26 protein-coding genes and 1 pseudogene are annotated in these 24676 nt (G+C 68.6%); 6 read left to right on the forward strand and 21 right to left on the reverse strand.

The genetic code is table 11. The features are described 5' to 3' along the window. Positions 1–55: 55 nt before the first annotated feature. Positions 56–1363, forward strand: coding sequence for a UDP-glucose dehydrogenase family protein (locus ACFY2X_RS08250; protein ID WP_389934787.1), 1308 nt, complete (start codon positions 56–58; stop codon positions 1361–1363). 83 nt (positions 1364–1446) lie between these two features. On the opposite strand, the gene ACFY2X_RS08255 is transcribed toward ACFY2X_RS08250, so the two are convergent. The 4 genes from ACFY2X_RS08255 to ACFY2X_RS08270 all read right to left on the reverse strand — a co-directional run bounded on the left by ACFY2X_RS08255 (position 1447) and on the right by ACFY2X_RS08270 (position 4474). Beyond that, entirely contained in the window at positions 1447–2706 is a 1260-nt protein-coding gene (locus ACFY2X_RS08255) for an adenylate/guanylate cyclase domain-containing protein (RefSeq protein WP_389934198.1), read from the reverse strand. A gap of 131 nt (positions 2707–2837) precedes the next feature. Then, entirely contained in the window at positions 2838–3173 is a 336-nt protein-coding gene (locus ACFY2X_RS08260) for a hypothetical protein (RefSeq protein ID WP_389934200.1), read from the reverse strand. Then, positions 3085–3645: a hypothetical protein gene (locus ACFY2X_RS08265; RefSeq protein WP_389934203.1), complete on the reverse strand. Its 561-nt coding sequence runs from the start codon at positions 3643–3645 to the stop codon at positions 3085–3087. The genes ACFY2X_RS08260 and ACFY2X_RS08265 overlap by 89 nt, the downstream gene beginning before the upstream one ends. A 352-nt stretch (positions 3646–3997) precedes the next feature. Further along, on the reverse strand, positions 3998–4474 hold the full coding sequence (locus tag ACFY2X_RS08270) for a GNAT family N-acetyltransferase (protein ID WP_389934206.1): 477 nt from the start codon (positions 4472–4474) through the stop codon (positions 3998–4000). A 918-nt stretch (positions 4475–5392) separates the two neighbouring features. On the opposite strand from ACFY2X_RS08270, the gene ACFY2X_RS08275 reads away from it, so the two are divergent. Then, entirely contained in the window at positions 5393–6058 is a 666-nt protein-coding gene (locus ACFY2X_RS08275; protein ID WP_389934209.1) for a C39 family peptidase, read from the forward strand. A gap of 565 nt (positions 6059–6623) precedes the next feature. After that, the gene (locus tag ACFY2X_RS08280; RefSeq protein ID WP_389934211.1) at positions 6624–7391 is read left to right on the forward strand and encodes an NUDIX domain-containing protein; all 768 of its coding nucleotides are present in this window, start codon (positions 6624–6626) and stop codon (positions 7389–7391) included. Positions 7392–7533: 142 nt separating this feature from the next. Here the strand turns inward: ACFY2X_RS08280 and ACFY2X_RS08285 are convergent, their stop codons facing one another. The 4 genes and pseudogenes from ACFY2X_RS08285 to ACFY2X_RS08300 all read right to left on the reverse strand — a co-directional run bounded on the left by ACFY2X_RS08285 (position 7534) and on the right by ACFY2X_RS08300 (position 10253). Next, the gene (locus ACFY2X_RS08285) at positions 7534–8088 is read right to left on the reverse strand and encodes an NUDIX hydrolase (RefSeq protein ID WP_389934214.1); all 555 of its coding nucleotides are present in this window, start codon (positions 8086–8088) and stop codon (positions 7534–7536) included. A 612-nt stretch (positions 8089–8700) separates the two neighbouring features. After that, positions 8701–8952: pseudogene (locus tag ACFY2X_RS08290) on the reverse strand (transposase); the annotation flags it as partial. A gap of 82 nt (positions 8953–9034) precedes the next feature. Continuing rightward, positions 9035–9898, reverse strand: coding sequence for an NAD(P)H-binding protein (locus ACFY2X_RS08295; protein ID WP_389934217.1), 864 nt, complete (start codon positions 9896–9898; stop codon positions 9035–9037). Continuing rightward, positions 9885–10253 carry a VOC family protein gene (locus tag ACFY2X_RS08300; protein WP_389934221.1) on the reverse strand — a complete coding sequence of 123 codons (369 nt, stop codon included), beginning with the start codon at positions 10251–10253 and terminating at the stop codon, positions 9885–9887. Before ACFY2X_RS08300 ends, ACFY2X_RS08295 begins: the two co-directional genes overlap by 14 nt. 63 nt (positions 10254–10316) lie before the next feature. Here ACFY2X_RS08300 and ACFY2X_RS08305 point away from each other — a divergent pair, with 63 nt between their 5' ends. Then, positions 10317–10775 (forward strand): MarR family winged helix-turn-helix transcriptional regulator, encoded by a 459-nt coding sequence (locus tag ACFY2X_RS08305; protein ID WP_389934224.1) that lies wholly within the window; start codon positions 10317–10319, stop codon positions 10773–10775. A 607-nt stretch (positions 10776–11382) separates the two neighbouring features. Here ACFY2X_RS08305 and ACFY2X_RS08310 read toward each other — a convergent pair. From ACFY2X_RS08310 to ACFY2X_RS08325, 4 genes are all read right to left on the reverse strand, one after another. Then, complete coding sequence (locus ACFY2X_RS08310; protein ID WP_389934227.1) at positions 11383–11850, reverse strand: hypothetical protein; 468 nt, start codon at positions 11848–11850, stop codon at positions 11383–11385. 51 nt (positions 11851–11901) lie between these two features. Beyond that, positions 11902–12093, reverse strand: coding sequence for a MerR family transcriptional regulator (locus tag ACFY2X_RS08315; RefSeq protein ID WP_389934229.1), 192 nt, complete (start codon positions 12091–12093; stop codon positions 11902–11904). 126 nt (positions 12094–12219) lie between these two features. Beyond that, entirely contained in the window at positions 12220–12519 is a 300-nt protein-coding gene (locus tag ACFY2X_RS08320) for a helix-turn-helix domain-containing protein (RefSeq protein WP_389934232.1), read from the reverse strand. Between the two features lie 113 nt (positions 12520–12632). Next, on the reverse strand, positions 12633–13019 hold the full coding sequence (locus ACFY2X_RS08325; protein WP_389934235.1) for a hypothetical protein: 387 nt from the start codon (positions 13017–13019) through the stop codon (positions 12633–12635). Positions 13020–13306: 287 nt separating this feature from the next. Here ACFY2X_RS08325 and ACFY2X_RS08330 point away from each other — a divergent pair, with 287 nt between their 5' ends. Continuing rightward, positions 13307–14641: a S1C family serine protease gene (locus tag ACFY2X_RS08330; RefSeq protein ID WP_389934238.1), complete on the forward strand. Its 1335-nt coding sequence runs from the start codon at positions 13307–13309 to the stop codon at positions 14639–14641. A 272-nt stretch (positions 14642–14913) separates the two neighbouring features. Here the strand turns inward: ACFY2X_RS08330 and ACFY2X_RS08335 are convergent, their stop codons facing one another. The 8 genes from ACFY2X_RS08335 to ACFY2X_RS08370 all read right to left on the reverse strand — a co-directional run bounded on the left by ACFY2X_RS08335 (position 14914) and on the right by ACFY2X_RS08370 (position 23151). Continuing rightward, entirely contained in the window at positions 14914–15651 is a 738-nt protein-coding gene (locus ACFY2X_RS08335; RefSeq protein ID WP_389934240.1) for an ABC transporter permease, read from the reverse strand. Between the two features lie 23 nt (positions 15652–15674). Then, the gene (locus tag ACFY2X_RS08340) at positions 15675–16559 is read right to left on the reverse strand and encodes an ABC transporter ATP-binding protein (RefSeq protein ID WP_389934243.1); all 885 of its coding nucleotides are present in this window, start codon (positions 16557–16559) and stop codon (positions 15675–15677) included. A gap of 29 nt (positions 16560–16588) precedes the next feature. Then, a complete protein-coding gene (locus ACFY2X_RS08345) occupies positions 16589–16912 on the reverse strand; it encodes a transcriptional regulator (protein ID WP_389934246.1) in 324 nt (107 codons plus the stop codon). After that, a complete protein-coding gene (locus ACFY2X_RS08350; RefSeq protein ID WP_389934248.1) occupies positions 16909–17535 on the reverse strand; it encodes a hypothetical protein in 627 nt (208 codons plus the stop codon). The genes ACFY2X_RS08345 and ACFY2X_RS08350 overlap by 4 nt, the downstream gene beginning before the upstream one ends. 277 nt (positions 17536–17812) lie before the next feature. After that, a complete protein-coding gene (cydC, locus tag ACFY2X_RS08355; RefSeq protein ID WP_389934251.1) occupies positions 17813–19486 on the reverse strand; it encodes a thiol reductant ABC exporter subunit CydC in 1674 nt (557 codons plus the stop codon). Further along, positions 19483–21174, reverse strand: a complete 1692-nt coding sequence (cydD, locus tag ACFY2X_RS08360; RefSeq protein WP_389934254.1) for a thiol reductant ABC exporter subunit CydD — start codon at positions 21172–21174, stop codon at positions 19483–19485. Before cydD ends, cydC begins: the two co-directional genes overlap by 4 nt. A 19-nt stretch (positions 21175–21193) precedes the next feature. After that, a complete protein-coding gene (locus tag ACFY2X_RS08365; RefSeq protein ID WP_389934256.1) occupies positions 21194–21961 on the reverse strand; it encodes a cytochrome d ubiquinol oxidase subunit II in 768 nt (255 codons plus the stop codon). A gap of 8 nt (positions 21962–21969) precedes the next feature. Then, positions 21970–23151, reverse strand: coding sequence for a cytochrome ubiquinol oxidase subunit I (locus tag ACFY2X_RS08370; RefSeq protein ID WP_389934259.1), 1182 nt, complete (start codon positions 23149–23151; stop codon positions 21970–21972). Between the two features lie 157 nt (positions 23152–23308). Between ACFY2X_RS08370 and ACFY2X_RS08375 the strand changes: the two genes are divergently transcribed. After that, a complete protein-coding gene (locus ACFY2X_RS08375; RefSeq protein ID WP_389934262.1) occupies positions 23309–23638 on the forward strand; it encodes a PadR family transcriptional regulator in 330 nt (109 codons plus the stop codon). 98 nt (positions 23639–23736) lie between these two features. Here ACFY2X_RS08375 and ACFY2X_RS08380 read toward each other — a convergent pair whose 3' ends face one another. Then, positions 23737–24420 (reverse strand): permease prefix domain 1-containing protein, encoded by a 684-nt coding sequence (locus ACFY2X_RS08380; protein ID WP_389934265.1) that lies wholly within the window; start codon positions 24418–24420, stop codon positions 23737–23739. Positions 24421–24676 lie beyond the last annotated feature (256 nt).

Raw genomic sequence — 24676 nt, forward strand, 5'->3', positions numbered from 1 at the left:
ACGTTGATTTTCACGCTGTACCTCCATGTGAGAAAGGGACGATGAGCACGTGCGAATGACCGTGATCGGATGTGGCCATCTGGGCGCGACACACGCGGCCTCGATGGCGGAGATCGGCCACGAGGTGGTGGGTGTCGACATCGACTCCGCCAAGATCGAGACGCTGAGTTCAGGACGGGCTTGGTTCCATGAGCCGGGGCTGGACGAGATGCTCGCCCGGCACGTCGCTTCCGGGCGGCTGCGGTTCACCACCGACTTCGCCGAAGCCGGCGCGTTCGGGGAGATGCACTTCCTCGGGGTCGCCACCCCCGGCATGACCGGCCGTGACGACTACGATCTGTCGCAGGTGTTCGCCGCCGTGCAGTCGCTCGCGCCGCACCTGCACCGGCCGTGCCTCATCGTGGGCAAGTCCACGGTCTCGGTGGGCACCACGGCGGCTGTGCAGGAGCTGGTCCGGGAGCTGGCCCCGGCCGCTGAGCAGGTGTCGGTGGCGTGGAACCCGGAGTTCCTGCGTGAGGGGCGCGCCGTCCAGGACACCCTCCGCCCCGACCGCATCGTTGTCGGAGTGACCTCGGCGAGGGACGAGCAGGCGATCCGCGAGGCGTACCGGCCGATCACCGACGCCGGCGTGCCGCTGGTGGTCACCGACCCGGCCACCTGCGAGCTGGTCAAGGGCGCGGCGAACGCGTTCCTGTCGATGAAGATCTCCTTCATCAACGCGGTGGCCGACATGTGCGACGCGACCGGCGGTGACGTCGTCCAGCTCGCCGACGCCATCGGACTGGACCCGCGCATTGGCCGGGCGTTCCTGGACGCCGGGATCGGCTATGGCGGCGGCTGCCTGCCCAAGGACACCCGCGCGTTCGCCGCCCGCGCCCGCGAGCTCGGTGTGGACCGCGCGGTGGATCTGCTGACCGCCGTGAACCAGATCAACGCCGGCCGCCGTGACCGGGTGGTGGAGATGACCCGCAAGGCGTGCGGCGGTGACGTGACCGGTCGCCGGATCGGCGTGTGGGGGGCGGCGTTCAAGGTCGGCACCGACGATGTGCGCGACTCCCCGGCCCTGGACGTCGCGGCGCGGCTGCACGCGCTCGGCGCGCTCGTCACGGTCTATGACCCGATGGCCGTCGAGACCGCCCGCGCCGTCCATCCGGAATTCGACTACGCCGACGACGCGCCGGCCGCCGTCTCCGGAGCCGACGCCGTGGTGGTCATGACCGGCTGGCCGGAGTTTCGAGATCTCGACCCGGCGGACGTCGCCGCCGTGGTGGCCCGGCAGGTCGTGATCGACGCCCGGGACGCCATCGACGCCGACTGCTGGCGTGAGGCCGGATGGTCGGTGCAGCGGCTCGGTCGCCAGTAGCGCTCTCACGGCCGTTCCCCGATGTTCACGGCGGCCTGCCCGGTCGCCGTGAACCCGTGGCCGTCTCCGTGGTCCGGGTCTCCTCAACCTTCGAAGAAGGTCATGGTCACCCCGGACACGGTGCACTGAACCGGTGTGAAAGCGGCCGGATCCCCGGTTGGATCGATGTGTTCGCGCACGGCCTCGCTCAGATAGATGTGACCCGGCCTGCCGAGGTCCTGAGCCATCTTGGAGGCGACGTTCACCGGCGCGCCGGCGATGTCCCGGCCGCCACCGGGGATTTCCCCCGCCAGCACCGGCCCGGTGTCCACACCGATCCGGCAGATGATCTCGTGCTCGGCCAGGCGCGAACGCAGGCGCCGCGCGAAGCGTACGGCGGGTGCGGGATCCTCGAAGGCGTAGATGGCCAGGGGGCCGGCGACCTTGATCTCGATGGCGCCCTCCGGGGGCATGAGACGCAACCCCGTCTCCTTCATCACCGCCGACAGGGCCAGCCCGTTCAGCAGCGTGAGCTCGGGGCTCCCGGCCGGGACGGCGTCGCGTTCGGCCAGGACCACCGTCCGGTTCCTCAGGTGCCTGCCGGTGAGCCGTTCGGCGAGCTCGGTGTCGTCCGGACGGCGCTCCAGCCGCAGCAGGTCGTCGTGGAAGGCCAGGGGATACGGGATCGGGTATCGCTCGTCGCCCACGGGCGCGTCGTTCAGGCGTGGGCCGTCCAGCACCTGGTAGACGGCGCCGATCGTGCTCTCCACGCCGTCCTTGCGCCGTATGGCGAAGCGGTGGCCGGCGGGCAGCCGGTCGACGACCGTCCCGGTCACGGCGATCTCGCCGCCTTCGAGGTGGTTCTCCGCGATGTCCTCGATCGCGTCGGCCTCCGCGCCGTACAGCCCGCCGGACAGGTCGTAGAAATGTCCGTGGTGCACACCGATGCCGATCCGGACCCGGCAGTGGCGCTCGACCTCGTCCTGGACTCTCAGCAGGGCGGACAGCAACGTCTGCGCGTCGGTCGAAGCCGGGTGGAACATCTGGGCGTTGTCGGCCGCCCACACGCCGACCGCCCGGCCGCCGACGGCCATACCGTGGGCGTGCAGGATCCGCTTGGGCCGGTCGATGAGTGCCAGCACGTGGAGCAGGCTGAGCTGCCCGCTCAGCTTCGTCAGGCCCGCCGAGTCGGACACCACGCTGTAGCCGGTGGCCGTGTGTCCGCTCAGCAGGCGCCGCGCGTCCGCGATGCTCTGACCGCTCTCGCGCCACTGCCTGACCAGCGTCAGCGGGAGGTCGGCCGCCTCCCGCGCGATGTCGAAGGTGCCGGGAGCGTGCAGGTCCGCGGGGGGTTCGGAAGTCACCGGAACACCGTAGCTCACCAAGTGTAGTTGAACATATTCGTTCAGTGACTTTTCTCGCAGGGCCTCGGCGGAACGCGGCACAAGCAAAGCCGTCCTCATGCACTGAGCCCTTTCTACCCTGACGGCGCTGGTCACGGTGGGCATGGAAGAACCTGGCCGAAGTCGGCGAAGTACAGGCGGCTGCCGTCGGTGAGGATGTTGCCGAAGTGGGCATCGAAGTGGAGCAGCCCGTTCGCGTTCATGAAGGAGATCCCGGCGGCCAGTTCCCGCTCCAGCAGGCAGCACGCCGATCCGACGGCGTCGCCGCCGAGGGCGGACTGCGCCGCCAGCCACCGGCTGACGTCCTGCGGGATGTACTGGTGACGGAATGGGAAAGGCTCAGTGTTCGGGGGAGGGGAGGGTCGGTCGCGGGCCGGCGCCGCGATCCAGCGGGCGGGGAAGGAACTGGCCTGGAACGCCGAGCTCACGGCGAAAATTCTCGTGGAACGCGTTCGTCGCGTTCGTGTACAGCCGCCAGCACTTCTCCCACACGTCCGGGTCGGTGTCCAGCTTTCCACGCGCCAGCCACTCCAACCGGTGCACCGCGTCGTTCAGCTCCCCGGTCACGCGGATCGTCTGCGCGTCGCCGAGCATCCTGACCGCCTCGTACGTCAGGGACCGGCGTGTTTCCGCCTCGTCTAGGAGCGCCATGGCCTTGTCCCCGTCCACCCCGGGCGCGGCGTCGTGGAGCCCGTGCTGTGCCGTGATCTGGCGGGTGAGGATAGCCAATTGCTTGATGTCTCCGGCGTAGCGTGTGTAGAGCTCCAGCTTTCTGTCCACCCAATGGCGCGCCACTTCCCTGCGGTAACGCGACCTGTCGTTCAGCGCTGTAACCGCGTACGTGGTGAGTGCGCCGATCACGACGGCGGCTATGGTCGCTATCTGGCTGGCGAAGTCCATGACATCTACTTCGCAGGACTTCGGGCGATTCGTCAACGGATCGACCGGCCTCTGGCCAAGTCGGCGCCGCCACCCGGCGGGCCGCCCCGGGCCGGCCGTGATGGCCGTCGCAGGTGGCGGGTGCTGACAGGGGCTCAAGCCGGGTAATCCCTCGGCTCGTGCAAATCCGAGAAGGCATACCAGGCGACGCCGAAGCAACCGCGACGCTGCGCACGGAGTGCTTCTCAGCGCCTTTCGTCGGCAGGTACTGCCGTCCAGGAAGTACGGCTTGGCTCGAGTGCGGCCGGTCGGGCGTCCGGAACTGCGATAACAGAGCCAACGACTCGTTCCGGGCAGGTGGCACGCAAAGCGCTCAGCCCGCCCGGCCTTGCGTGACATCGGCATGGAGCAGGCGCGGGGAGGCTGCGAATCCGTGGCGGGAATACGCCGAAACCCCTCGGTCGCTGGAGTGCACGGTGACCCGCTCAAGCTCGAAATTACGAGCCCACGCCAAGACTGCCTCAATCAGCTCGCCACCCAGGCCGCGGTCACGCTCATCCGGCGTTACGTACACGCACTGCACGTCACCCGACGCCCGTTCGAAGGCCTGCGGGTGCGGCACGCGCTGCGTGATCGCCAGCCATGCCATGCCGATGACCACATTGTCGCGTACCACGACCATGCACCGATGCGAGGACTCGTTCTCTCGCGCCCACGCCACGAACCGGGGCACGAACTCGCTCAACGTCGCCATGGGCGTGCCGTGGATCTCTTGCACCCATCGCCAGCGCAGCTCGGCGACAGCGTCTAACTCATGGGGCTGAACAGGACGAATCGCAATGTCGTTCACGAACTCATCCTGGTGCAGGCGCCGCCGGTGTGACGGCCGTTTCCATCACCCGGGACCGTCGAGACACCGGCCCCAGACCGACACGTATGCACCTGAAGACCGCAGTGCAGGAGAGACGCCGACCGCGCAGCGCCCAAACCGCCCCGCCCGCTCGTCCCCCTCCGGTCACTCGGGCTCCAACAGGCCGGAGACGACAAGCAGCTCAGCTGCTTCACCGCGGAGATCGGCTGGCGGCTCGGCCATCCGTACTACCAGCCACGCAGCGAATACGACCCCATCGCGCACTGGATCGAGCAAGATTGCTGGCGACCGCCCAGCCCGCCGCCGACCACGTTCGCCGCCGCCCCAGGACATCGCCGCCCTGGCCACCTGGCCACGGCCGTCACTCGCTCCAGCCAGACGCGCCACGACAAGGCCGCCTTGTGGTTCTCCCGCAAGCGCCGTCCCGGCCGAGTCATCCTGTTCCACCGCACGGTCCACCCCGTCGTCATCCGCGAGTGGAGCACCCCGATGGAGACCTTCTCCGGCGCGATCTGGCAAAGCCAACGCACCACACAATCTAGTCGGCCATGAGGGCGGCGGGATCAGCGAGGCTTTCCCTCATGGCGCCTCACCGACAGGAAGACCTGAACAGGTCCACTCGAAATCGTCGAGACGAAGGTGTCGTGCCGCAGTTCAACATATGTCTCTCCCGCCAACTTCAACCGGAAGAGACACTCGTGCGCCGGTGAGCCATGGCGGTCGGCTTCACCCACCTGAAGGTCGCCGTCGAACCCAGAGGCCCGTGCGCACTCGCCGCAGCGATATCCGGGCGGATCGAGATCACGTCCGGCACAATAGGGGTGGTTCTGTCCGGGGGGAACGTCTCCTGGACCAGGTTCCGGTCGCTGGTCGGCCGCACAGCCGCTGCTGGGGGAGATGGTGGGGTGTCTGGCCTGCACGCCTGGAGCAGGCAGCAGCCGGCAGGCCATCCATGAGGGCGTCATCCCGGCCACCCAGTACATGAGCACAGAGCGGATCGGCGCCATCGTCTACGACGGCGCCGATCCCGCCGATGACCCGCGATGGCACCTATCAGGGGCGCACACCCGAGCCGAGTACGACCGATGGTGCAGGCACGCCTGCGGCATGGCCTGCCTGCAGATGGTCCTCGACCACCGCGACGGGCACACACCGCCCCTGCTGGAGCTGCTGCACGGCTGCCGCTCCTACGGCGGCTACGTCGAGGACGATGACGGCGAGATCAAGGGCTTGTACTACGCCCCCTTCGCCGCGTACGTGCGTGAAGTTCACGGCCTACACGCCGATGTGCATCCGTACCTGGCCGTGGCCGAGATTCCTGGCCTGCTCGCCGACGGGCACCTGGTGATGGCTTCCGTTCACAAGGAGATCCGTCGCCCGGACCTGCCGGCACCCGGCCGCGGCGGGCATCTGGTCCTCGTGACCGGCCACGACCACGGTCTGATCCACCTGAACAATCCTTCCGGCCACACCCCCGATGCCCGCCGAGCCTGCCTGCCCATCGACGTGTTCGAGACGTTCTTCGGCGGTCGCGGCATCGCCGTGCGCACGCGCCAGATCTAGAACGTGCTGTCGAGATGAGGACACCCCGCCAGCCCGCCCGGGACGGCTGGTCCGGCGGTCCGGGATGACTGCGCCCTGGTGCCGGCGTCTCGACGGTGATCCGCAGGGCCCTGGGGACCAGGGCGCGCACATCGAAGAACGACAAGTATCTGCGGACGGACCAGCCGATCTCGGCCGTAGTGGAACGGGCCGCAGCTGCGGCTGGTCGTACCAGCACACGTTTTTCTCGGCCGCATGAAGGTATTCGCCATGATTCCGCTGCCACCCCACCGCACCAAGGACCGCCGCGTCTGGACGCGACGTCCTCCGGGCTGGTCGGGCCGTACGGGGTCGGGCGGGCCGAGGACAAGCCTGACAACACCGCACCGGCCGAGCCGGACACCATCGAGTCCCGGCCGGTAACGGGATGAAGTGATACTGCGGTGGTGGCTGACCCTGGACACGCCGGCCGACGGCAACCCCTGCACGACTCCGGGACCAGGGGGCTTGGCAACCCGCCAGAAAGCGCGTATCCCAACCATGGCGATAGACCGTCTATGAGCCGGTGCAGGCCTAGTATGAGCCGGTGACCGAGACCCTGCACCCCAAGGGTGTTGATCTCTTCGAAGTTCACCGGCTTCATCTGGCGGAGGCTGACGCGCCGTGGTTGTCGCCTGAAGACCAGTTGGTCAGGGACCGCGTGTGGGACAAGGCGGTTCAGGCCAATCCGGCACTCTTCGATGGGCCGGTCGTGGTGATGACGCGGTTGGAGTGGGAAGGCCCACACAATCTCGTCATTTCTTGGGCCCGGGTGACGTATCGGCACTACGCCCTGCGTCAGGTTCCGGGCGCCACCGCGCTGCCGTCGCTGTTCGTGAATGTCGTGCAGCCGACGGACGACGGGTGTGTGCTGGCGGCGCGGATGTCGCCGTCAACGGCTGCTCCGGGCCGCTGGCAGCTGCCGGGCGGATCAGTTGAGCCGCCCGAAGAGCACGAGGTGCTGGATGAGGCTGCGCTGCGTGGCCATGCCGCGCGCGAGCTGGCTGAGGAGACCGGTCTCGACACGGCACCCGAAGACCTGACTCTGTGGGCCGTTACGCGCGGCGAACACGGGAGCGTCGGTTTTGTTTTCCTCGCCCCGGGTCAGCCGGCGTCGGTGATGCGTGAGCGCTTCGCGACTCTGGTGGCCGCCGAGCAGGCCCGGGGGCGTGAATCCGAGCTGGACCAAATTGCTCTGGTGCGCTCCCCGGTTGAGCTCGCGGACCTGGATGGGCCGCACGTGGACTACCTGGAGCCGGTCGTCCGCCGGTACACGGAGGCATTGCTCCGACGCGATGCCTCCGACCCGATGTAGCTGCCGGACCGGTCATCGGCTGCTGGTGCGGAAGTCTCGGGCTCGCTCGGCGAGCTCGGCCGCGCACCGCAGGCCGTTATGTTGAGACTCGTCCCGATTTCGCCTTGCGTCTTCGCGATGCTCCTCGCCGGATCGGCCACTGTCACCCGCGGGTGAACACTCCTGCGGCGATCAACCCGGCGAGTCCCATGTCCATGTCGGTCATCGCACCCGACAGCACGTGATCAACGAACGCATCCAGCGGCACCGTCTCCACCCGCAGGAACTCCGCCCCTTGCGGGGAGGGAGCGGCCACCCTGCGGCACCCCCGCGCGAGCACGCCGTACCGGACATGGGTGGCGTAGGAAGCCAGGTAGGTTTCGGCCACGACCTCGACCGAGGATGCCTTGTAGCCGGTCTCTTCCAGCAACTCACGTTCGGCTGCGGCCTCCACGCTCTCCCCGGTGTTGGCATCCCCGCCGGGTAGCTCAGCGAGCACTCGGCCCGGACCTGGGCGAAATTGCGCCACCATCACCGCCTGGCCGTCGTCTGTCAGGGCGACAACGGCGACCGTCCGACCGCCTTCCAAAATGTCCCAGTCACCTGCATGCCCATCCGGATACCGGTAGGTGCGAGAACCCACCTTGCGATAGCCGCCGGGGGTGCCGCTTTCCCCGATCAGTTCCCACTGCAGCGTATCGCGCGGCGTCTCATTCACGCCGCGACCCTATATCCGGAACATCCTGGTGACCGTGGAATGAGCCGCAGCGAGTCAGCCTTCTACCGGAACTGGCCCTGACCCGTCGCGCCCAAGGGCTGGTGATCGGCCAGGAGGCTAAGGGTGTGTTAGTCCGCCAGGACTCCGCCGAGACCTCTGAGTCGGAAGCGCCCGGCGTGACTGGCGAGATCCTCGACCAGCTTGCCCGAATATGCCAGTCCCTTAAGGAGCTGGGTGATCGATTCGCCGTTCTGGAAGCGGTCGTGTTCGAAGAGCGGAAGCGATCTCAGCTGCCAACGTGCCGCCTGGATCGAGACTGCCCTATTTATCTCCGAAGTCGAAGATTGACTCCTCGTCCCAGAACGGCAGAACGTAGCGACACCGCTTACAGATCATCAGCGTCATCAACTGCGAGTTCCAGCCCCATCTGCTATCGACTCGGCCCTGTTCCTGCTGGAAGGAGGTGCAGTTGCAGAGGGGGCAGGATAACTGCGGTGTCGTCATGCCAGCGGAACGAGCGGGCGATCAGATGGGTTCCTCGCGGTACCGTCAGCTCTGAGCGGCTTTCTGTGGCGCCATTCACGCGGCGTGCCGCCCGCGGGCTTTCTCGGCTCATCGCAGAAGAGGGTGTAGTCGGGGCCTGAAGCCGCCGGTGTCGAGCATGCTGCGGGTGATGTAGTTGGTCAGGTTGCGGAAGCCGAGGGCGGTGCCGCGGAGGTGTTCGAGTCGGCCGTTGATGGCCTCGGTCGGGCCGTTGGACGTGCCGGGTCGGTCGAAGTAGGCCAGCATGTCAGCGGCGCGTTGTTTCAGCGTTCTGCCGAGTCGACTTAGCTCGGGCAGTCCGGCCGGGACGCCGTGGCTGATTGTTTTGTGATCCAGAATCGCTGATCGGGAGAAGGGGCGGCGCGAGCCGAGGTCGCCGACTCGCCCGCGCCGGCCCCACTGCTCACTCTGCCGTCAGTCCCTCAACAAGGCCGGTCGTTGGCCTGCCGAGGAGTCGAGAAAGATCGTCACCGACCCGAGCAAAAACCCCGGCGGCGATGGTTTCATCGAGACTTACCAAGAAGCTGGCCAGCTCGCCGTCCATCCCCGAATTGATGAGCGCTACCTGCAACTCTTCGGGAGTGACAGGCTGGTAAGTGACCTCTCGCTCCAGCACGACCGACATCGCTTCGGCGATGTCGGCGTAGGTGAAGTTCGTGTCGCCTGAGAGGCTGTAAGTGATATTGCCGTGCCCATCTGTGGTGACAACGACGGCCAATGCCTCAGCCAGGTCCTTCCGGCTGGCTGCCGCAACGACGGCGTCACCGGTCGCCGCGGCGAGAACGCCGGTGAAGCGGGGGCCTGCCAGCGCCTGAATGTAGTTCTCGATGTACCAGGTGTTCCGCAGGATCGTGTACATCACACCGGAAGCGGTAAGAGCTTCCTCTGTCGCCCTGTGGTCCGCATTGATCTCGAACCGGTCATCGTCGGCTCGAACTCCGCTGGTGTAGTAGACGTGTCGGACATTCGCGTTCTTCGCAGCCTCGATGACCGACTCGTGCTGAGCAAGGCGATTCGGGTCGCTGCCCGAGATCAACACAATGTCAGAGTGCCTGGCAACCAGTTCTGCGACGCCGACTGAATCCGACAGATCGACGGCAGCAGTGCTGAACCCGGCGGAAGCAAGTTCCCCGAGGCGCAATTGATTCCGGCCGACCGCGGTGATCGTTTCGGGACTGATTCCCCGAGCGACCAGCGCGTCCAGGACGTGGCGACCGAGTGCCCCGGTAGCCCCGAAAACCAGGGTGCTCGCCTCAGGCACGGTCATGGAGAGTGATCTGGTAGCCGTCGGGGTCGGCGAAGGTGAATGTCCGGCCGAAGGGGCCGTCGATCGGTGCGGAGACGATGGTGTGACCGTCGGCGACGAGAGCATCGTGAATGGCCTGGACGTCTGTGGCGTGGAGCCAGATCGCGGCACCGATGCCGGGCTGAGCAACGGATGCGAGGTCGGTGCCGGGAACGACGTCGCGGAGCGCGAACGCGATCGGCTTCGTCTCGAAGACGACGGCGTGCGGAGGTCCGGCCTGCGAGCGAACGAGGCCGAGGTACTTCTCGTAGAACGCCTGCGAAGCGTCGAGGTCACGCGCTTGCAGTGAGATGAAGTCGGGGCCGATGGCGGGCAAGATGATGCTCCTTCTCTTCGTGTCAGTTTTCTGACACAGGCCACCGTATGTCAGAATACTGACATGAGTCAAAACGGTGCCGGTGTCGACCTGGACAAATCACTGGGCTACCTGCTGAAAGAGGCTTCGAGCGCCCTGCGCGCAGCCATGGAGGAGGTGCTGCGGCCACTCGGGATGAGCGTGACGCACTACTCCTGCCTCGAACTGCTGGCTCAACGGCCGGGCTTGTCGAACTCCGAGCTCGCGCGCGGCGCGTTCGTGACACGGCAGTCGATGAACGTGCTGCTCCAGGCCCTGGAACGAGAGGGCTACGTGACCAGGCCTGCGGAGGCGCCCGTAGGGAAGGTTCTTCCCGCGCGGCTCACGTCTCGAGGCCGACAGAGCCTGGAGAAGGCGACCGTAGCGGTCCGGTCCGTCGAGGTCAGAATGCTGGCCGGCATGACCGAGACCGAGCAGGCAGGCGCGTTCCGGATCCTGCAGAGCATGATTCATTCCCTGCGCGATGGCAACGACGGTGCATAGCTCGTTCCTCGGCGCGCGTCTCGCCGCGCCCGGACAAGGAGTGCAGCCGAGCGTGAAAATCCGTGCAGGCGACCTCGAAAACCGACAGCCCCCGACTACACCCTCTTCTGCGATGAGCGGCTTTCTCCATCGTGTCTGTCGCCGTCTGTACCGCGGCGTCCGATACGCGGCCTCGAACAGTTGATATTCATCCTCGCCGAACCACAGCGCTTTGTGGTGAACGGTTTGACTCCGGTGTGCACGAACACCGGGATGCCTGCGTGGTTCAGGCGATAGCAGAAGCTCAGATTTTCTGAGAAGGGGCGGCCATCGCTGTAGCGGACCTGGGTGAACCATGCCTCGCCGGATGCCTCACGGACCTTTTCGGCGGCTGTGCGGGAGCCGTACACCACCAGGGGTGGGCGGGGCGGGACAGGTGCGACGGACAAGAGGAGAGGTTACGGGTGAGGGCTGACGGATCAGCGAAGAGTCATGAGGCGAGCAGGTCGAATCGGTGCCGAGCGTGGACCTGCCGTCCAGCCACATGCCCCACGCGTCGAGGTAGTTGATGTCTGCCACGACCGGAGCGTAAAGCGGCTGGCATGGTCTGGCCAGGCCGTGCGGGCGGTCAGCCGATCTCGGTGATGTATGGCTTCAACTCGAAGGAGTCATCTCGCCCGTACACATACTTGATGCCGAGTGGGTTGGGGCCGAGGTCGAAGCGGGTTTCCCGCATGTAGTCCTCGCCTCTGTCGTCAACCAGGTCGAGCGAGATCTCCTCGATGTTCACACCCTGGAGCTTCTGCTTGGCCAGTTGTAGCGCCTGCTCGCAGTCTTGGGTGTCGAGTTTCGCGGCGAACTGTGTACTTGCTTTTTCGTCGATGACGACGTGTGGGGGGTTGACTGTTGGGTTCCCGCACGTGTGGATGTAGCCCTGCTGGAGGGCGTACAGGAAGTTGTGCACGCTGTCTGCCTTCAGGACATGGTTGCCGCCGAAGACCACACCTAACCCGCCAACGATCACGAATAACCCGATGACCACCACGACGGCGAGGACCATAGCGCAACCAGCGATTCGTCCCATGGCGATCAACATGCCCGCCTAGTACGGCGACCACGCCTGTTCTGTGAGTGCGCGTCTAAGGGGTCAAGCGGCGTGGTGGGCGCGTTCCAGCTCCGCCAACTGGCGGTAGTCGTACACGTTGTAGCGGCCGATTCTCCCGAGGGGTTCGAGCCCGGCGCGGGAGATCCAGGAGCGAACCGTGCCAGCGGGGATGCCCCATTCGCGGGCGACCTGTGTCGGTGTGACGACGTCGTGAGGTTGAGGGTCGGAGGACATGTCCACCTCCGGAAATGCGAAATGCCCTCAGACTTTCCCGTCTGAGGGCATAGCTCTGCTGGGATCCTGCGTTGCAGGCCTGATCAAATTCCGCAAGTCAAGGCTTGACTATGACGTATCGGACGTCTATCCGACCGCGTAGGCCGTTGTCGTGATCGACATGGGCTGATCACTGATCACCATTCGCAGATCGACTTTGAGCGCATCGCACAGCATCCGGGCCTCATCAAGGTTGAACGTCTTCCGCTTGCCGCGCTCCAACTTGGCGATGATCGACCGGTGGATCCCTGTCTGGTTGGCGACGTACTGGATCGTCAGTCCGCGGGCGAGCCGGATTTCCTTGAGCCGGGCGATGATCGCCGCCTGGTCGAGCATGCCGACCATCATGGCCCTCTCATCGAGTCGGAGCCACTCGCGGACGGTCATGGACATCGACTCCTCGGGCACGTTCAGAGGGAGGACGAACGGGATGACCCGTGCGCTTCCGTCAGCGCACAGGGTCACATCCGCGTAGGTGGTGGGGCGTGGAGGCGGTGAGATCACAATGTGATCATTGTTTCAGATCGGGCAGGGCGACGGACCAGTTTGACGGCCTCCTCCACGAGGGCGTCGTACTCGGTGACCAACAGGACACGGGCGACCAACCATGCGCAGCCGAGGGTGAGAGAGTCGGTGTGAAGCGCTCCGGCTTCGGTGACGCTCTCCGCGTCGCAGGGAAGGCCGTTCTTCTCAAGGAAGGTGATGAAGGCGCGGGCGGTCCGCGTGTACAGGTAGATCGTGGGGTCGGCCTTCTTCTGCGCTTCCAGGGTGAGCTGCCAGGAGCCGAGGAGCGCAGGCAATGGCGTCCCCGCGGGTATGGAGGGCTTTGGACGACGGGTGCATCTGGGGCGATCGGGGTTGAAAGCGACGACGTTGGTTTCGGACACGAGGGGCCTCCTCATCGCGGGTCGCAGCCATCAAGCGGCTGCCCGGCGGGGAGGCCGATCATTGGCCCTTTCACCTACGTCCAGGCCGGGAGAAAGTTGTGGGAGGCGGTTTCCGTGCCGCCGGACCCTGTCTGACCACGGCTGATAAGGCGGTTGTCAGAGGATTCGGGTCGTCGAGATCATCCCCTTAACCTGGGCTTACTCACCCTCGGGCATCGTTTGGGTACCGGGAAGCACTGGTCGCCGCTCCGGCAACCCGCGGGCGGACGTAGGACTTGGGGGATGACATGGACCCGAACAAGAATGAGCAGAACACCACCCCGGCCGAGACGACCCCTGAGAATGACGGCTGGAGCCAGTTTGGAAAGGTGCCACCGCGCGCCGGCGGTTTCAGCGCGGGCAGGGACACCGGGCCGGAGCCGACGTTGATTCACCCGGTGCCGGAGGCGCTCACGGCCCAGGCGCCCGCGGTGCCCGCCCAGCGAACTCCCCTCACCTTCGGGCAGAAGCTGGGCGCCGGTCTCGCGCTGGCGGCGATGGCCGTCGGCGGCGGAGTGGCGGGGGCCTTCGCCGCGACCTCTTTCAACGGTGGCACCGTGACGGCCATCCCCGTCTCCGCTCCCGTCGTCAACCCGGTCGGCAACGTGACCACGGTCGCCGACGTCGCCAAGGCCGTTCAGCCCGCGGTGGTGTCCATTCAGGTCAAGACCGGCAACGGCGGAGGCGAGGGATCCGGCGTGGTGTTGTCCGCCGACGGCCTGATCCTGACCAACAACCACGTCGTGGAGGCCGGTGGGCGAGGCGGCCAGGTGACCGTCAAGTTCAGCGACGGCAAGACCGCCACCGCGAAGGTCGTCGGCACCGACCCGGCCACCGACCTCGCGGTCATCAAGGCGAACGATGTCTCCGGTCTCACCGCGGCCTCCATCGGCGACAGCGACCGGCTCAAGGTGGGCGACTCCGTGCTCGCCGTCGGCAGCCCGCTCGGACTGTCCGGCTCGGTCACCGCCGGAATCGTCAGCGCCCTCAACCGCACGCTGACCGTTGGCGGCTCGCAGCAGCAGATGCCGCCCGGCTGGGGTGGCCAGCAGATGCCGCCGGGCTGGGGCGACGGCCCGCAGGAGCGCGGCGGCGCGTCCACCACCATCGGCGGCGCCATCCAGACCGACGCGGCGATCAACCCGGGCAACTCCGGTGGCGCGCTGGTCAACGCGGCCGGGCAGGTGATCGGCATCAACACCGCCATCGCCACCAACGGTGGCGAGGGCAGCATCGGTGTCGGCTTCGCCATCCCGATCAACACCGCCAGGCAGGTCGCCGAACAGCTCATCAAGAACGGCAAGGCCTCCCACGCCTTCCTGGGCGTGAGCGTCACCGACGCCACCGGCGACGCGGGTGGGGCACTGGTCGGCCAGGTGACCGACGGCAGCCCCGCGGCCCGGGCCGGGATCAAGCAGGGCGACCTGATCACCAAGATCGACAACACTCCGGTGGAAGACTCCGCCACCGTGGTCGGCGCGGTCCGCGGCTTCAAGCCGGGGCAGAAGGTGACCATCGCCTACGTCCGCGACGGCCGGCCCCAGACCACCACCGTGACCCTGGCCGAGAAGACCGGCGAGTAGTTCCCGCGAACTTTCACGAATTTCCGCGGACGGATGTGCCGCCGGGACCACGGACGGTCCCGGCGGCACACCCGTTTCGAGGACCCGGTGGCCGGGTCTTGTCTCCGGGGCCCGGATGCCTGGGAGCACCGAGTCCCGATAACGCCTCCCCGGAGCCGGTGGCCGGGTCTCGTCTTCGGGGGCCGGGCGCACGGGAGCCTCTGGTCCTGGGAAACGCCTCCCCGGGAGGTGTTCCCAGGACCGGGCGTTCCCGGGCGAAAGAGCCCTGACGTTCAGGCGAAGCGGCGGCCCTCGTCACGCCGGTAGGCCCACACGGCCAGTGCCCCGGCGACCGCGCTCCAGACGGCGAACATCACCAGCGGCAGCGTCCCGGGGGTACCGTGGCCGACCGCCGCCCAGACCAGTTCGACCGCGCCCCGGCTGGGCAGGTAGGGGCCGATCAGGCCGATGAAGGCCGGTGCGTTCATCGGGTCCATCAGCAGCCCGCCGCCCACCGCCATCGGGAAGAGAAGGAGCTGCACCACCGCGATCGCGGCCTTGGACGGCAGCGCGTAGCCGATGAACAGCCCCAGCAGGGTGAACGGGATCGACGCGACCACCAGGGCGCCCAGCCCGAGCAGGAGCTGGGCGGGCGTCGCGCTGGCCTCCGTGAGCAGCGCGGCGATGACCAGCACCGGAACGATTCCGAGGAGGGTGAAGAGCAGCCCGTTGAGCAGCCTGGCCCCGAACCTCGGCCACGCTCCCGCCGGGAGGGTGCGGGTGTAGGGGTCCCACGGCTGGGCGCGGTCCTCGGAGACTCCCAGGCCGTGGGTGAACAGGGCACTGGACATCACCGCGAAGACCATCATCGACGCGCTGGCCAGCGTGGCCCCGACCGGGTGGTCCCCGGCGAACGGCACCACGAAGAAGAGCATGGAGGCGGCGGGGAAGAAGCTGTTTCCGATCACCGCGATCGGGATGCGGACGGTCTCCAGGAACTGGTACTTGGTATGGGTAAACAGGAGGGACATGGGGGTGGTCCTCTTTTGGAAGCTCAGGCGGCTTGAGGCGCGCGGGCGGTGATGACCAGGAACGCCTCCTCGAGAGAGGTGGGGCGGATCTCCAGGCCGGAGAAGGGGACGTCGGCGCGGACCAGGTCGCGGACCAAGGCGTCGGCGTCGGCGGTGAGCAGGTGGGTCCGGGAGCCGTCGTGCTCTGTGCTCAGGACGCCGGGCAGCTCGGGGAGGCTGTCGCAGACCAGGGTGACGCGGCGGATGCCCGCCATGTCGCGCACCGCCGCGGTGGTGTCGTCGGCGAGGACCCGGCCCTGCCCGATGACCACCACCCGCTCGGCCAGCGCCTCGATCTCCTCCAGGTAGTGGCTGGTGAGAACCACGGTGCCGCCGTCCGCGTGGAAGTGCCGGATGGCGTCCCACAGCGCCCGGCGGGCCTCGACGTCCAGGCCCGTGGTCGGCTCGTCGAGGAAGACCAGCCGGGGGTTGCCGACGAACGCCAGCGCCACCGCGAGCCGTCGCTTCTGCCCGCCCGACAGCCCCCCGACCTGGCGGCGGTCCAGCCCGGACAGGGCGAACCGCTCCAGTAGCGCCCCCCGGTCGGCGCTCCGCGGGTAGTGGGCGGAGACGAAGTCCACGACCTCGCCGACCCGCAGCGTGGGCGGCAGGCCGGTCTCCTGCGGGGTGACGCCGATGCCGCGTCGCCGTACGGGGTCGGCGGGGGAGCCGCCGAACAGTTCGACCCGGCCCGAGCTGGGCCTGCGCAGTCCGACGAGCAGGTTGATCAGGGTGGACTTGCCGGCGCCGTTGGGGCCGAGCAGGCCGACCAGCTCACCCTGCCGGACGTCGAGGGAGACGCCGTCCAGCGCCAGCACGTCCCCGTAGCGGCGGGTGACCTCGACGGCCCGCGTCAGTATCTCCGTCATCGGCGGAAACCTTCTTTCCTGGATGGATGTCAGCTGTTGTCGCCGGGGGGCGGTGTCACGGCCGTGTCCAGCAGTTCGCGGATCGCCGCGGTGTAGTTCTCGAAGGCGAGGCGGCCCCGCCGGGTGAGGGCGACATAGGTGACGGGGGTGCGTCCCCGGTGAGTTTTGGTGATCTCGATGTAGCCGGGCTCCTCAAGCTTGGTGAGGTGCACCGACAGGTTTCCCGCCGTCATCCCGAGGAGGTCCTTCAGGCCGGGGAAGGTGATCTGGTCCCCTTCGGGCAGGGCGTTGAGCGTGACGACCACCCGTAGCCGGGCCTGTGCGTGGATCACCGGATCGAGCTCGGGTGTCATCCGTGGCCTCTCCGGCGCAGCAGCAGACCGCCGACGATGGACCCACCTCCGGCGCCCACCGACATCAGCAGGGCGTGCCAGCCCGGCCCGGCGGCGGTGCCGACCGCGTTGAGCACGGCCATTCCCGCGCCGAGGACGAACATCGGCCGGACGAGCCAGAGGGCCCCGCCCGCCATGTAGAGAATGGCGACCACCATCATCGACAGGCTCGCCCACAACAGGCTGTTCTCCGCGGGGGGAAGCTGTGTGCCGAACCGGATGGCGATCGCCCACATGGAGAGAAAGCCGAAGGACCAGGCGAAGCCGTACATCATGCCGCGCGTCTGGGACGCGCCCCGCACCGGGCTGCGAAGCTGCCACATGGTGAGCGCGCTGACCAGCATCGCCAGCGCCATCAACCCGAACAGCAGCGTCAGTACGACGGGGAAGGGGATCGGCACGTACGGCGTGCCGGACAGGCCGTGGTGAAGGAACAGCGCGCCGAATCCGACGAACCAGGCGACGCCCCACGCCAGATAGTGCGGCACCGGGTCGGGTGTGAGCCTGTGGGCGGCCACGGAACCCTGTTGCTCGATCAGCCGGAGCATCTCCTCCGGACTCAGCGCCCGCTCGTCATCGTCCACGGCGTCCCCTCGGGGGTGCAAAGAAGTTTGAATCGCAAACCTATGGTTTGAACTGTAAACCACATTGCGCTGTCAACTCAACTTCGCGGGCAGGTGCCACCCCGGCCTCCCGGAGCGTGTTCCGCGGACCCTCTCCCACGCGGCGGATCGGCCAGGCGGATGCACCGCAAGGCCACGGTGAGGGCACATGACGGGCCAGAGGCGACGCGCCCCCGAGCCTCCCGCGGAGAACTCCGCCGGCCGGCGTCTCAGAGCTGTCGCCTCCGTGCCGCGGCTCCTACTTGACCAGCGCCTCCGACCGCCACAGGTCGCGGTAGTAGCCGTCGGCACCCACCAGTTCCTCGTGGGTGCCCCGCTGGATCACCGAGCCGTTCTCCAGCACGACGATCTCGTCCACCTGCTCCAGCCCGCGCAGGCGGTGCGTGACCAGCAGCGTCGTGTGGCCGTGGGTCGCGTCCAGCAGGTCGGTCATGAGCGCGTCGGCGGTCTCCTCGTCCAGCGCCTCGGCGGGCTCGTCCAGCAACAGCACCGGCGGGTCGTGCAGCAGCGCCCGCGCCAGCGCCAGCCGCTGCAACTGCCCTCCGGACACCGTCCGCCCGTCCTCTCCGAGCGTGGTGTCCCACCCGGTCTGCTTCACCCACCGTTCCAGCCGGGCCCGCCGTACGGCGTCGGCCAGGGCGTCCTCGTCGGCGTCCGGCCCGGCCAGCCGCAGGTTGTCCTTCAGCGAGGCCTGGAACACGTACGGGTCCTGGGTCAGCCCCGTCATCATCCGCCGGGCGTCATCCGAGGACAGCTCCCGTAGCTCCACCCCGTTCAGCCGGATCGTGCCCGACTCGGGCTCCACCAGGCGCATCAGGGCGGACAGCAAGGTGCTCTTGCCGGCGCCGCTGGGGCCGACCAGGGCGACGCGCTTGCCGGGAGTGAGGGTCAGGCTGACGCCGTTGAGGGCCGGGGAGCGGCCGGATCCGTGCCGGACCACCAGGTCGTCGATCTCGACGGTCGGCGGTCCGCCGGGGACGGGGGCGGCGGAGACGGGCTCGGTCACGGCGGGCGGGGTGGTGCGGACCTCCCGCAGGCGGCGAAGGGCGGCGAGCACCCCGGTCAGCCGCTCTCCGGCCGCGGCCATCGGCAGCACCGGTTCGAACGACACCAGCGAGGTCAGCGCGAGCACCGCCGTGGCGACCGTGCCCGTCCCGGCGTTCCGGGCGGCCAGGATGACCGCCAGCACGGTCAGGCCCTGAGTGAGCGCGCCGAGCCCCACGGCCACCGCGTTCGCCCGAGCCTGCCTGCGTTCCAGCCTCGCCAGCCGGGCGTCGGCCTCGGCGCAGGCCGCCAGCGCCCTGTCGTTCGCTCCGTAGGCGGCCAGGTCGGCGCAGCCGTGCACCAGGTCGGCGACCCGGGCGGCCAGGTCGGCGCGTGCGGGGGCGATCCGGGCCGACCAGCGCCGTGCGGCGGCGGCCGTCCCGGCCGGAATCAGCACCCCGGCGATCACCAGACCGGCCAGCAGCACCAGCGCCGCCGCCGGAAGCAGGAACAGCGCGATCGTCACCGCGGCCACCCCGGTCACCAGAGCCGCCACGGCCGGAAGCAGGCAGCGGACCAGCAGGTCCTGCACCGCGTCGGTGTCGTCGACCATCCGGCTGAGCAGGTCGGCTCCCCGATGGTTCAGCGGCCCGGCCGGGATGAGCGCCTGGTACAGCCGCTCCCGGGTCGTCGCCTGGGCTCGCAGCGCGACGTCGTGCCCGGCCAGACGCTCGCCGTACCGGAAGGCGCCCTTGCTCGTCGCGAACGCCCGGACCCCGACGATCGCCACGCTCAGCGCCGCCAGCGGCGGCTGCTCGGCGGCCCTGGTGATCAGCCACGCCGCCGTCCCGATGAGCCCGAGCCCGGCCAGTTCGGCCGCCGCCCCCGCCGCCGCGGCGAGAGCCAGCCGTCCGCCCGCGCGCCTCATCGAGACGCTCCGATGCGCTCGGTGGACACCACGCGGCCGTCGGCGAGCCGGATCACCCGGTCGGCCAGATCGATCATCGCGGGCCGGTGGGCCACGATCACGGCGGTGCGGCCCTCGGCGAGATCGCGGGTCGCGGTCACGATCGCGGCCTCGCTCCGGCCGTCGAGCCGTGCGGTCGGCTCGTCCAGCAGCAGGAGGTCCGCCGACGGACGGCAGAACGCCCGGGCCAGCGCGACCCGCTGCCGCTGCCCGGCCGACAGGTTCGCGCCGCGCTCGCCGAGCACCGTGTCGTAGCCTTCGGGCAGCGCCGTCACGAACTCGTCGGCGTGGGCCGCCCTCGCCGCGGCCCGGACCTCGTCGAAGGTCGCGCCGGGGGAACCGAGCCGGATGTTGTCGGCCACCGAGGTGGCGAACAGGTGCGGCCGCTGCGGCACGAACGCCAGCCGGGCACGCCAGGAGTCGTGGTCGGTGAGCTCGACGCCGTCGACCAGCACCCTGCCGGTCGTGGGGGTGATGAAACCCAGCAGGAGGTGGAGCAGGGTGCTCTTGCCCGCGCCGCTCTCGCCGACCAGCGCGACCCGCTCACCGGGCGCGATCACGAGTGAGACGTTTTCCAGCGCGGCCTCCTCCCGCTCCGGATAGCGCACGGTGACGTTCTCCAGCCGGATCTCCGGAGCCGTGCCTGCTCCTGCTCCCGCGTCCGCTCCCGTGGTCGCGTCCGTGCCGGACGTCTCGCCGGCCGAGGCCGGACGCCCGGCCTGCCCGTCGAGTACGGCGAAGGCCTGGTCGGCCGCCGCGACCCCCTCCATCGCCGCGTGGAACTTGTTGCCCATCGTGCGCAGCGGCAGGTACGCCTCCGGTGCGAGCAGCAGCACCAGCAGCGCGGTCGACAGCTCCAGCGACCCGGACAGCAGCCGCAGGCCCACCGGCACGGCGACCAGCGCCAGCGACAGCGACGCGGCCAGCTCCAGTACCAGCGACGACAGGAACGCCACCCGCAGGGTGCGCATCGTCGCGGCTCGGTGGGCGTCGGCGACCTGCCGGATCACCTCGGCCTGGAACCGGGCCCGGCCGAAGGCGCGCAGCGTGGGCAGGCCCCGGACCACGTCCAGGAAGTGCCCGCCGAGGCGGGACAGGGCCCGCCACTGCCGTTCGGTGACGGCTTTGGTGTGCATGCCGACCAGCGCCCCGAAGATCGGGATGAGCGGCAGCGTGACCAGCACGATCACCGCGCTGGCCAGGTCGGCCGCGAACAGCCGGACGAGCACGGCGATCGGCACGACACCCGCGACCGCGACCGCGGGGAGATACCCCGAGAGGTAGGGGTCGAGGGCGTCCAGGCCCCGGCCGGTCAGCGTCACCAGCTCACCGGAACGGTGCGAGCTCAGCCGGGCCGGGCCCAGCTCCTGCAGCCGCGACAGCAGCCGGTGGCGCAGCACCGACTTCACACCGGTGGTCATGTGCCCGGCGGCGACGCCCTGCACCAGGCCGAATACCGCCCGGACACCGACGACCAGCGCCAGCAGGGCCAGCGCCGAGGTCGCGAACCGGCCGGACAGCACGCCGGCGAGCAACTCCGCCTGGACCAGGACGAGCAGTCCGGCGAGGATCGCGGCGGCCAGGCAGAAGGCCAGGTGGCGGCGGACGGCTCGCTCGCTGCGCGCCAGCCGTACGAGATCCTTGTGCATGCGAACCTTAGAGGGAACCTTAGAAGAACGACGGGAACTGATCGGCCGCACGCCGGGGGCCGAACGTGCGCCACACCCATACTTGCGCACTTACCATGATCGGTGCGAACGGCAGAATCATGACACTCAACACACTCAGTGTGCCCGCCGGCGCGGTGTGCTCCAGCATCCACGGGGCGAGTACGGCGAGCAGCACCGCCGCGGGCGCGGCCGCCGCGCATGCCGAGGTCACGAGCGCCTTCCCGGTACGGCTCGCGCCGGTCACCTGTCCGGGCAGCCGCCAGGAGGCGAAGGTCCAGCCGTGGAAGGCGAGCGCCGCGATGACCACCGCCCCGCAGCCGAGACCGGGCAGGCCGACCGCCGGTCCGGACAGGCCGCCGGCCATCGCGGCCAGTGCCATGCCCCAGCTCAGCGCCAGGCCGTACGAACCGATGCAGATCATCCAGTCCCAGCCCGCCCGCCAGGCGCGGCCGTCGAGGCGGCGGCGGAACCACAGCCCGGCGTCGCGCAGGATCCACGAGACCAGCAGGCAGACCACCAGCGGGTAGAGGCCGAACAGCACCTCTCCCTCGATCGAGGGGAAGACGCCGAACAGCACGCCTGCCACGGCCACCAGCCACACCTCGTTGGCCAGGACGAACGGCGCCATGGCGGCGACGATCCTGTCCCTGTCCCGAGGGGTCCTGCCGAGCACGGGCAGCAGCATGCCCAGGCCGATGTCGAAGCCCTCCAACGCGAAGTAGCCGATCAGGAGCAGGGCGAAAACGCCGAACCAGAGGATGTCCATCGTCTGTCCTAGAAGTTCAGCGCGGGGGTGCGCGCGGGGGAGTCGGTTGAGCCGTACGCGCCGAGGGTGACGGCGGCGGGCCCGCGCAGGACGGTGCGGGCGATCAGGATGTAGTCGACGACCGCGAGCAGGCCGAGCACTCCGGCGAAACCGATGAAGGACATGGTGACCATTCCGGAGGTGAGACCGGGGGACATGGCGTCGGCGATGGTGAGCTTGCCGTTGATCAGCCATGGCTGGCGGCCGAGTTCGCGTGTCAGCCAGCCGCAGATCGCGGCCAGGAACGGCAACGGGGTGATGATCATGAGGATCGGCTGCGCCCACCGCCAGCGCGGCAGCCACCACGCGACGGGCAGCAGTACGAACATGATGAGGAACTGAAGCATCTGCCCGATGAAGAGCATGAACCCGAGCGTGGAACCGGCCACCGACGTGTGGAACTTGTCCGGCTGGAACTGGGAGATCGGGCCGAACTGCGCGTAGCCGAAACCGACCGTGATCAGCGAGCCGACGAACGAGGCGACCACTCCCAGGCGGAGCGAGCGCGTGAAGAACTCCCGCTCGGCGGTGCGCTTGAACAGGTGGTAGGCGCTGGCTCCCATCACCACGAAACCCCCGGTCCACAGACCCGCGCCGAGCACGTGGGGAAGGGCCATGGTCAGCATGGGGTTGGCGGCCAGCGCGCCGAAGTCGGTCAGGACCAGGTGACCGCCCCGCTCCACGGCTCCGGCAGGATTCTGCAGGAACGAGTTGGCCATCATGATCCAGAAAGCGGAGACGTAGGCGGTCAGCGTCACCAGCCAGATGCACGCCAGGTGGAGCCACCTGGGCAGCCGGTGCCAGCCGAAGATCCACAGGCCCAGGAACGTGGACTCCAGGAAGAAGGCTCCGAGCGTCTCGGCCGCGAGCGGCGCGCCGAAGATGTCGCCCGCGTAGTGCGTCAGGCCGCTCCAGCTCAGCCCGAACTGGAACTCCATCACCAGGCCGGTGAAGATGCCGAGCGCATAGTTGATCACATAGATCTGGCCCCAGAAGCGGGTCATCCGCTCGTGGACCGGCTTGCCGGTCATGGCGTAGCGGGTGTGCATGATCGCCACGAGGGGTGCCATGCCCAGGGTCAGCACGACGAACAGGAAATGAAGGCTCCCCGTCACCGCGAACTGTGTCCGGGCCAGGTCGAGCACGTCCATGGCTTCGCCTCCCTTGTTATGTTTGTCTACATGTAGACACTCTACATGTAGCACGCCTACGCGTAGAGTGCCTATACGAGAGGTAGGGTGACGAGGTGAGTGAGCGAGCCGACAGTCGCGGTGACGCCGCGTTCGAGGGGCAGTCGCAGGAGGTCGCATGAACGCCGACGCGCTCCGGGGGCATATGGACGCCCTGCTGCTGTCCGTGCTGGAGCACGACCCCCTGCACGGCTACGCGATCATCGAGGCGCTGCAGGAGCGCAGCGGGGGCGCGCTCAACGTGCCGACCGGCACCGTCTATCCGGCGCTCCGCCGCCTGGAGCAGGCGGGATATCTGGCCAGCGAGTGGGCCACGGTGGGCGGGCGCAGACGGCGCACCTACCGCCTGACCTCCTCGGGCCGCAGGGCCCTCGCCGGAGAGCGTACGGCCTGGCAGAAGTTCGCCGGTGCGATCGGCAGCGTGCTGGAGCCGCGCTCGACGCGGTGAAGCGTGCCGGGGTCGCGTTCGACGCGGTGAAAAGTGCCGGAGCCGCGCTTTACGCGGTGAAGCGTGCTGGAGCCGCTGAAGCGTGCCGGGGTCGCGCTCTACGCGGTGGACGGGCGGCGGGCGGTGGCGCGGAGGCACTGGCCGGCGCCGTACAGCTGCAGGAACAGGAACGCGTCGCTCACCAGCGAGACGGCCACGCTCGGCGGGTAGCCGAAGAGACCGGCCGGGTCCCGCGAGCCGTAGATCAGCGCCGCGGACAGCACCAGCGTGACCGGCAGCATGACCCAGACGAACACGGCCAGAGACCGGGTGACGCGCCGGGGCCGCCGGATCCTGCGCAGCCCCCGGCCCAGGGCGAGCAACGCGGCGCCGCCCAGCACGCCGGTGAGCATCTGGAGGATGTCCAGGCCGCGGGCGACCGGCGTGAACCAGCCGGGTTTGAGCTCGTAGAGCGCCGGGTCGGCGGGGAAGAGGCGCCAGATCACGCTCCACATCACCGCGGTGAACGGCACGCTGACGAACAGCAGGCCGGCGAGCCTGCGCCCGGCCGCGACGCTCAGCCCCTCCTGGTAGCCCGGCGCGATCTCGCTGATCGGGCCGAACTCCTCGACCGCGACCCGCTCCGCCTCGGCCCGGTCCAGGCCGTCGCTCTCCAGCGCCTCGGCGGTGTCGAGCAGGCTGTCACGCGCCTCGGTGACCATGTCGAGCTTGGGACCCCTCGGGCCTTTGAGAGTACGGCTGAGTCCGAGCACGTAGTCGTCGATGACGTGGGGGCTCGCCATGTTCTCTCCAGTCGCCGGGTCCCTCCAGCGTATTTGCCGCCCATTGTGGCCGCGGCCGTGGGTCGGCCGCATCGGGGACCACCCTGAAAAGACCCGGGGTCGACCGGTGGAAGGTCTCCTGCCCGTCACAAGCCGTGCGAGTCACGGGACGTGCCCTCGCAGGTGGCCGTACGGCGTCGGCTCTAGGCTCGGAGCAGCCTCGGAGCAACCTCCGGGCAACCGGGGAGAGACCGGCCGATCGTGATGGAGGCAGCCG

This window comes from Streptosporangium sp. NPDC000396 (genome assembly GCF_042898655.1).
Taxonomy (GTDB): Bacteria; Actinomycetota; Actinomycetes; order Streptosporangiales; family Streptosporangiaceae; genus Streptosporangium.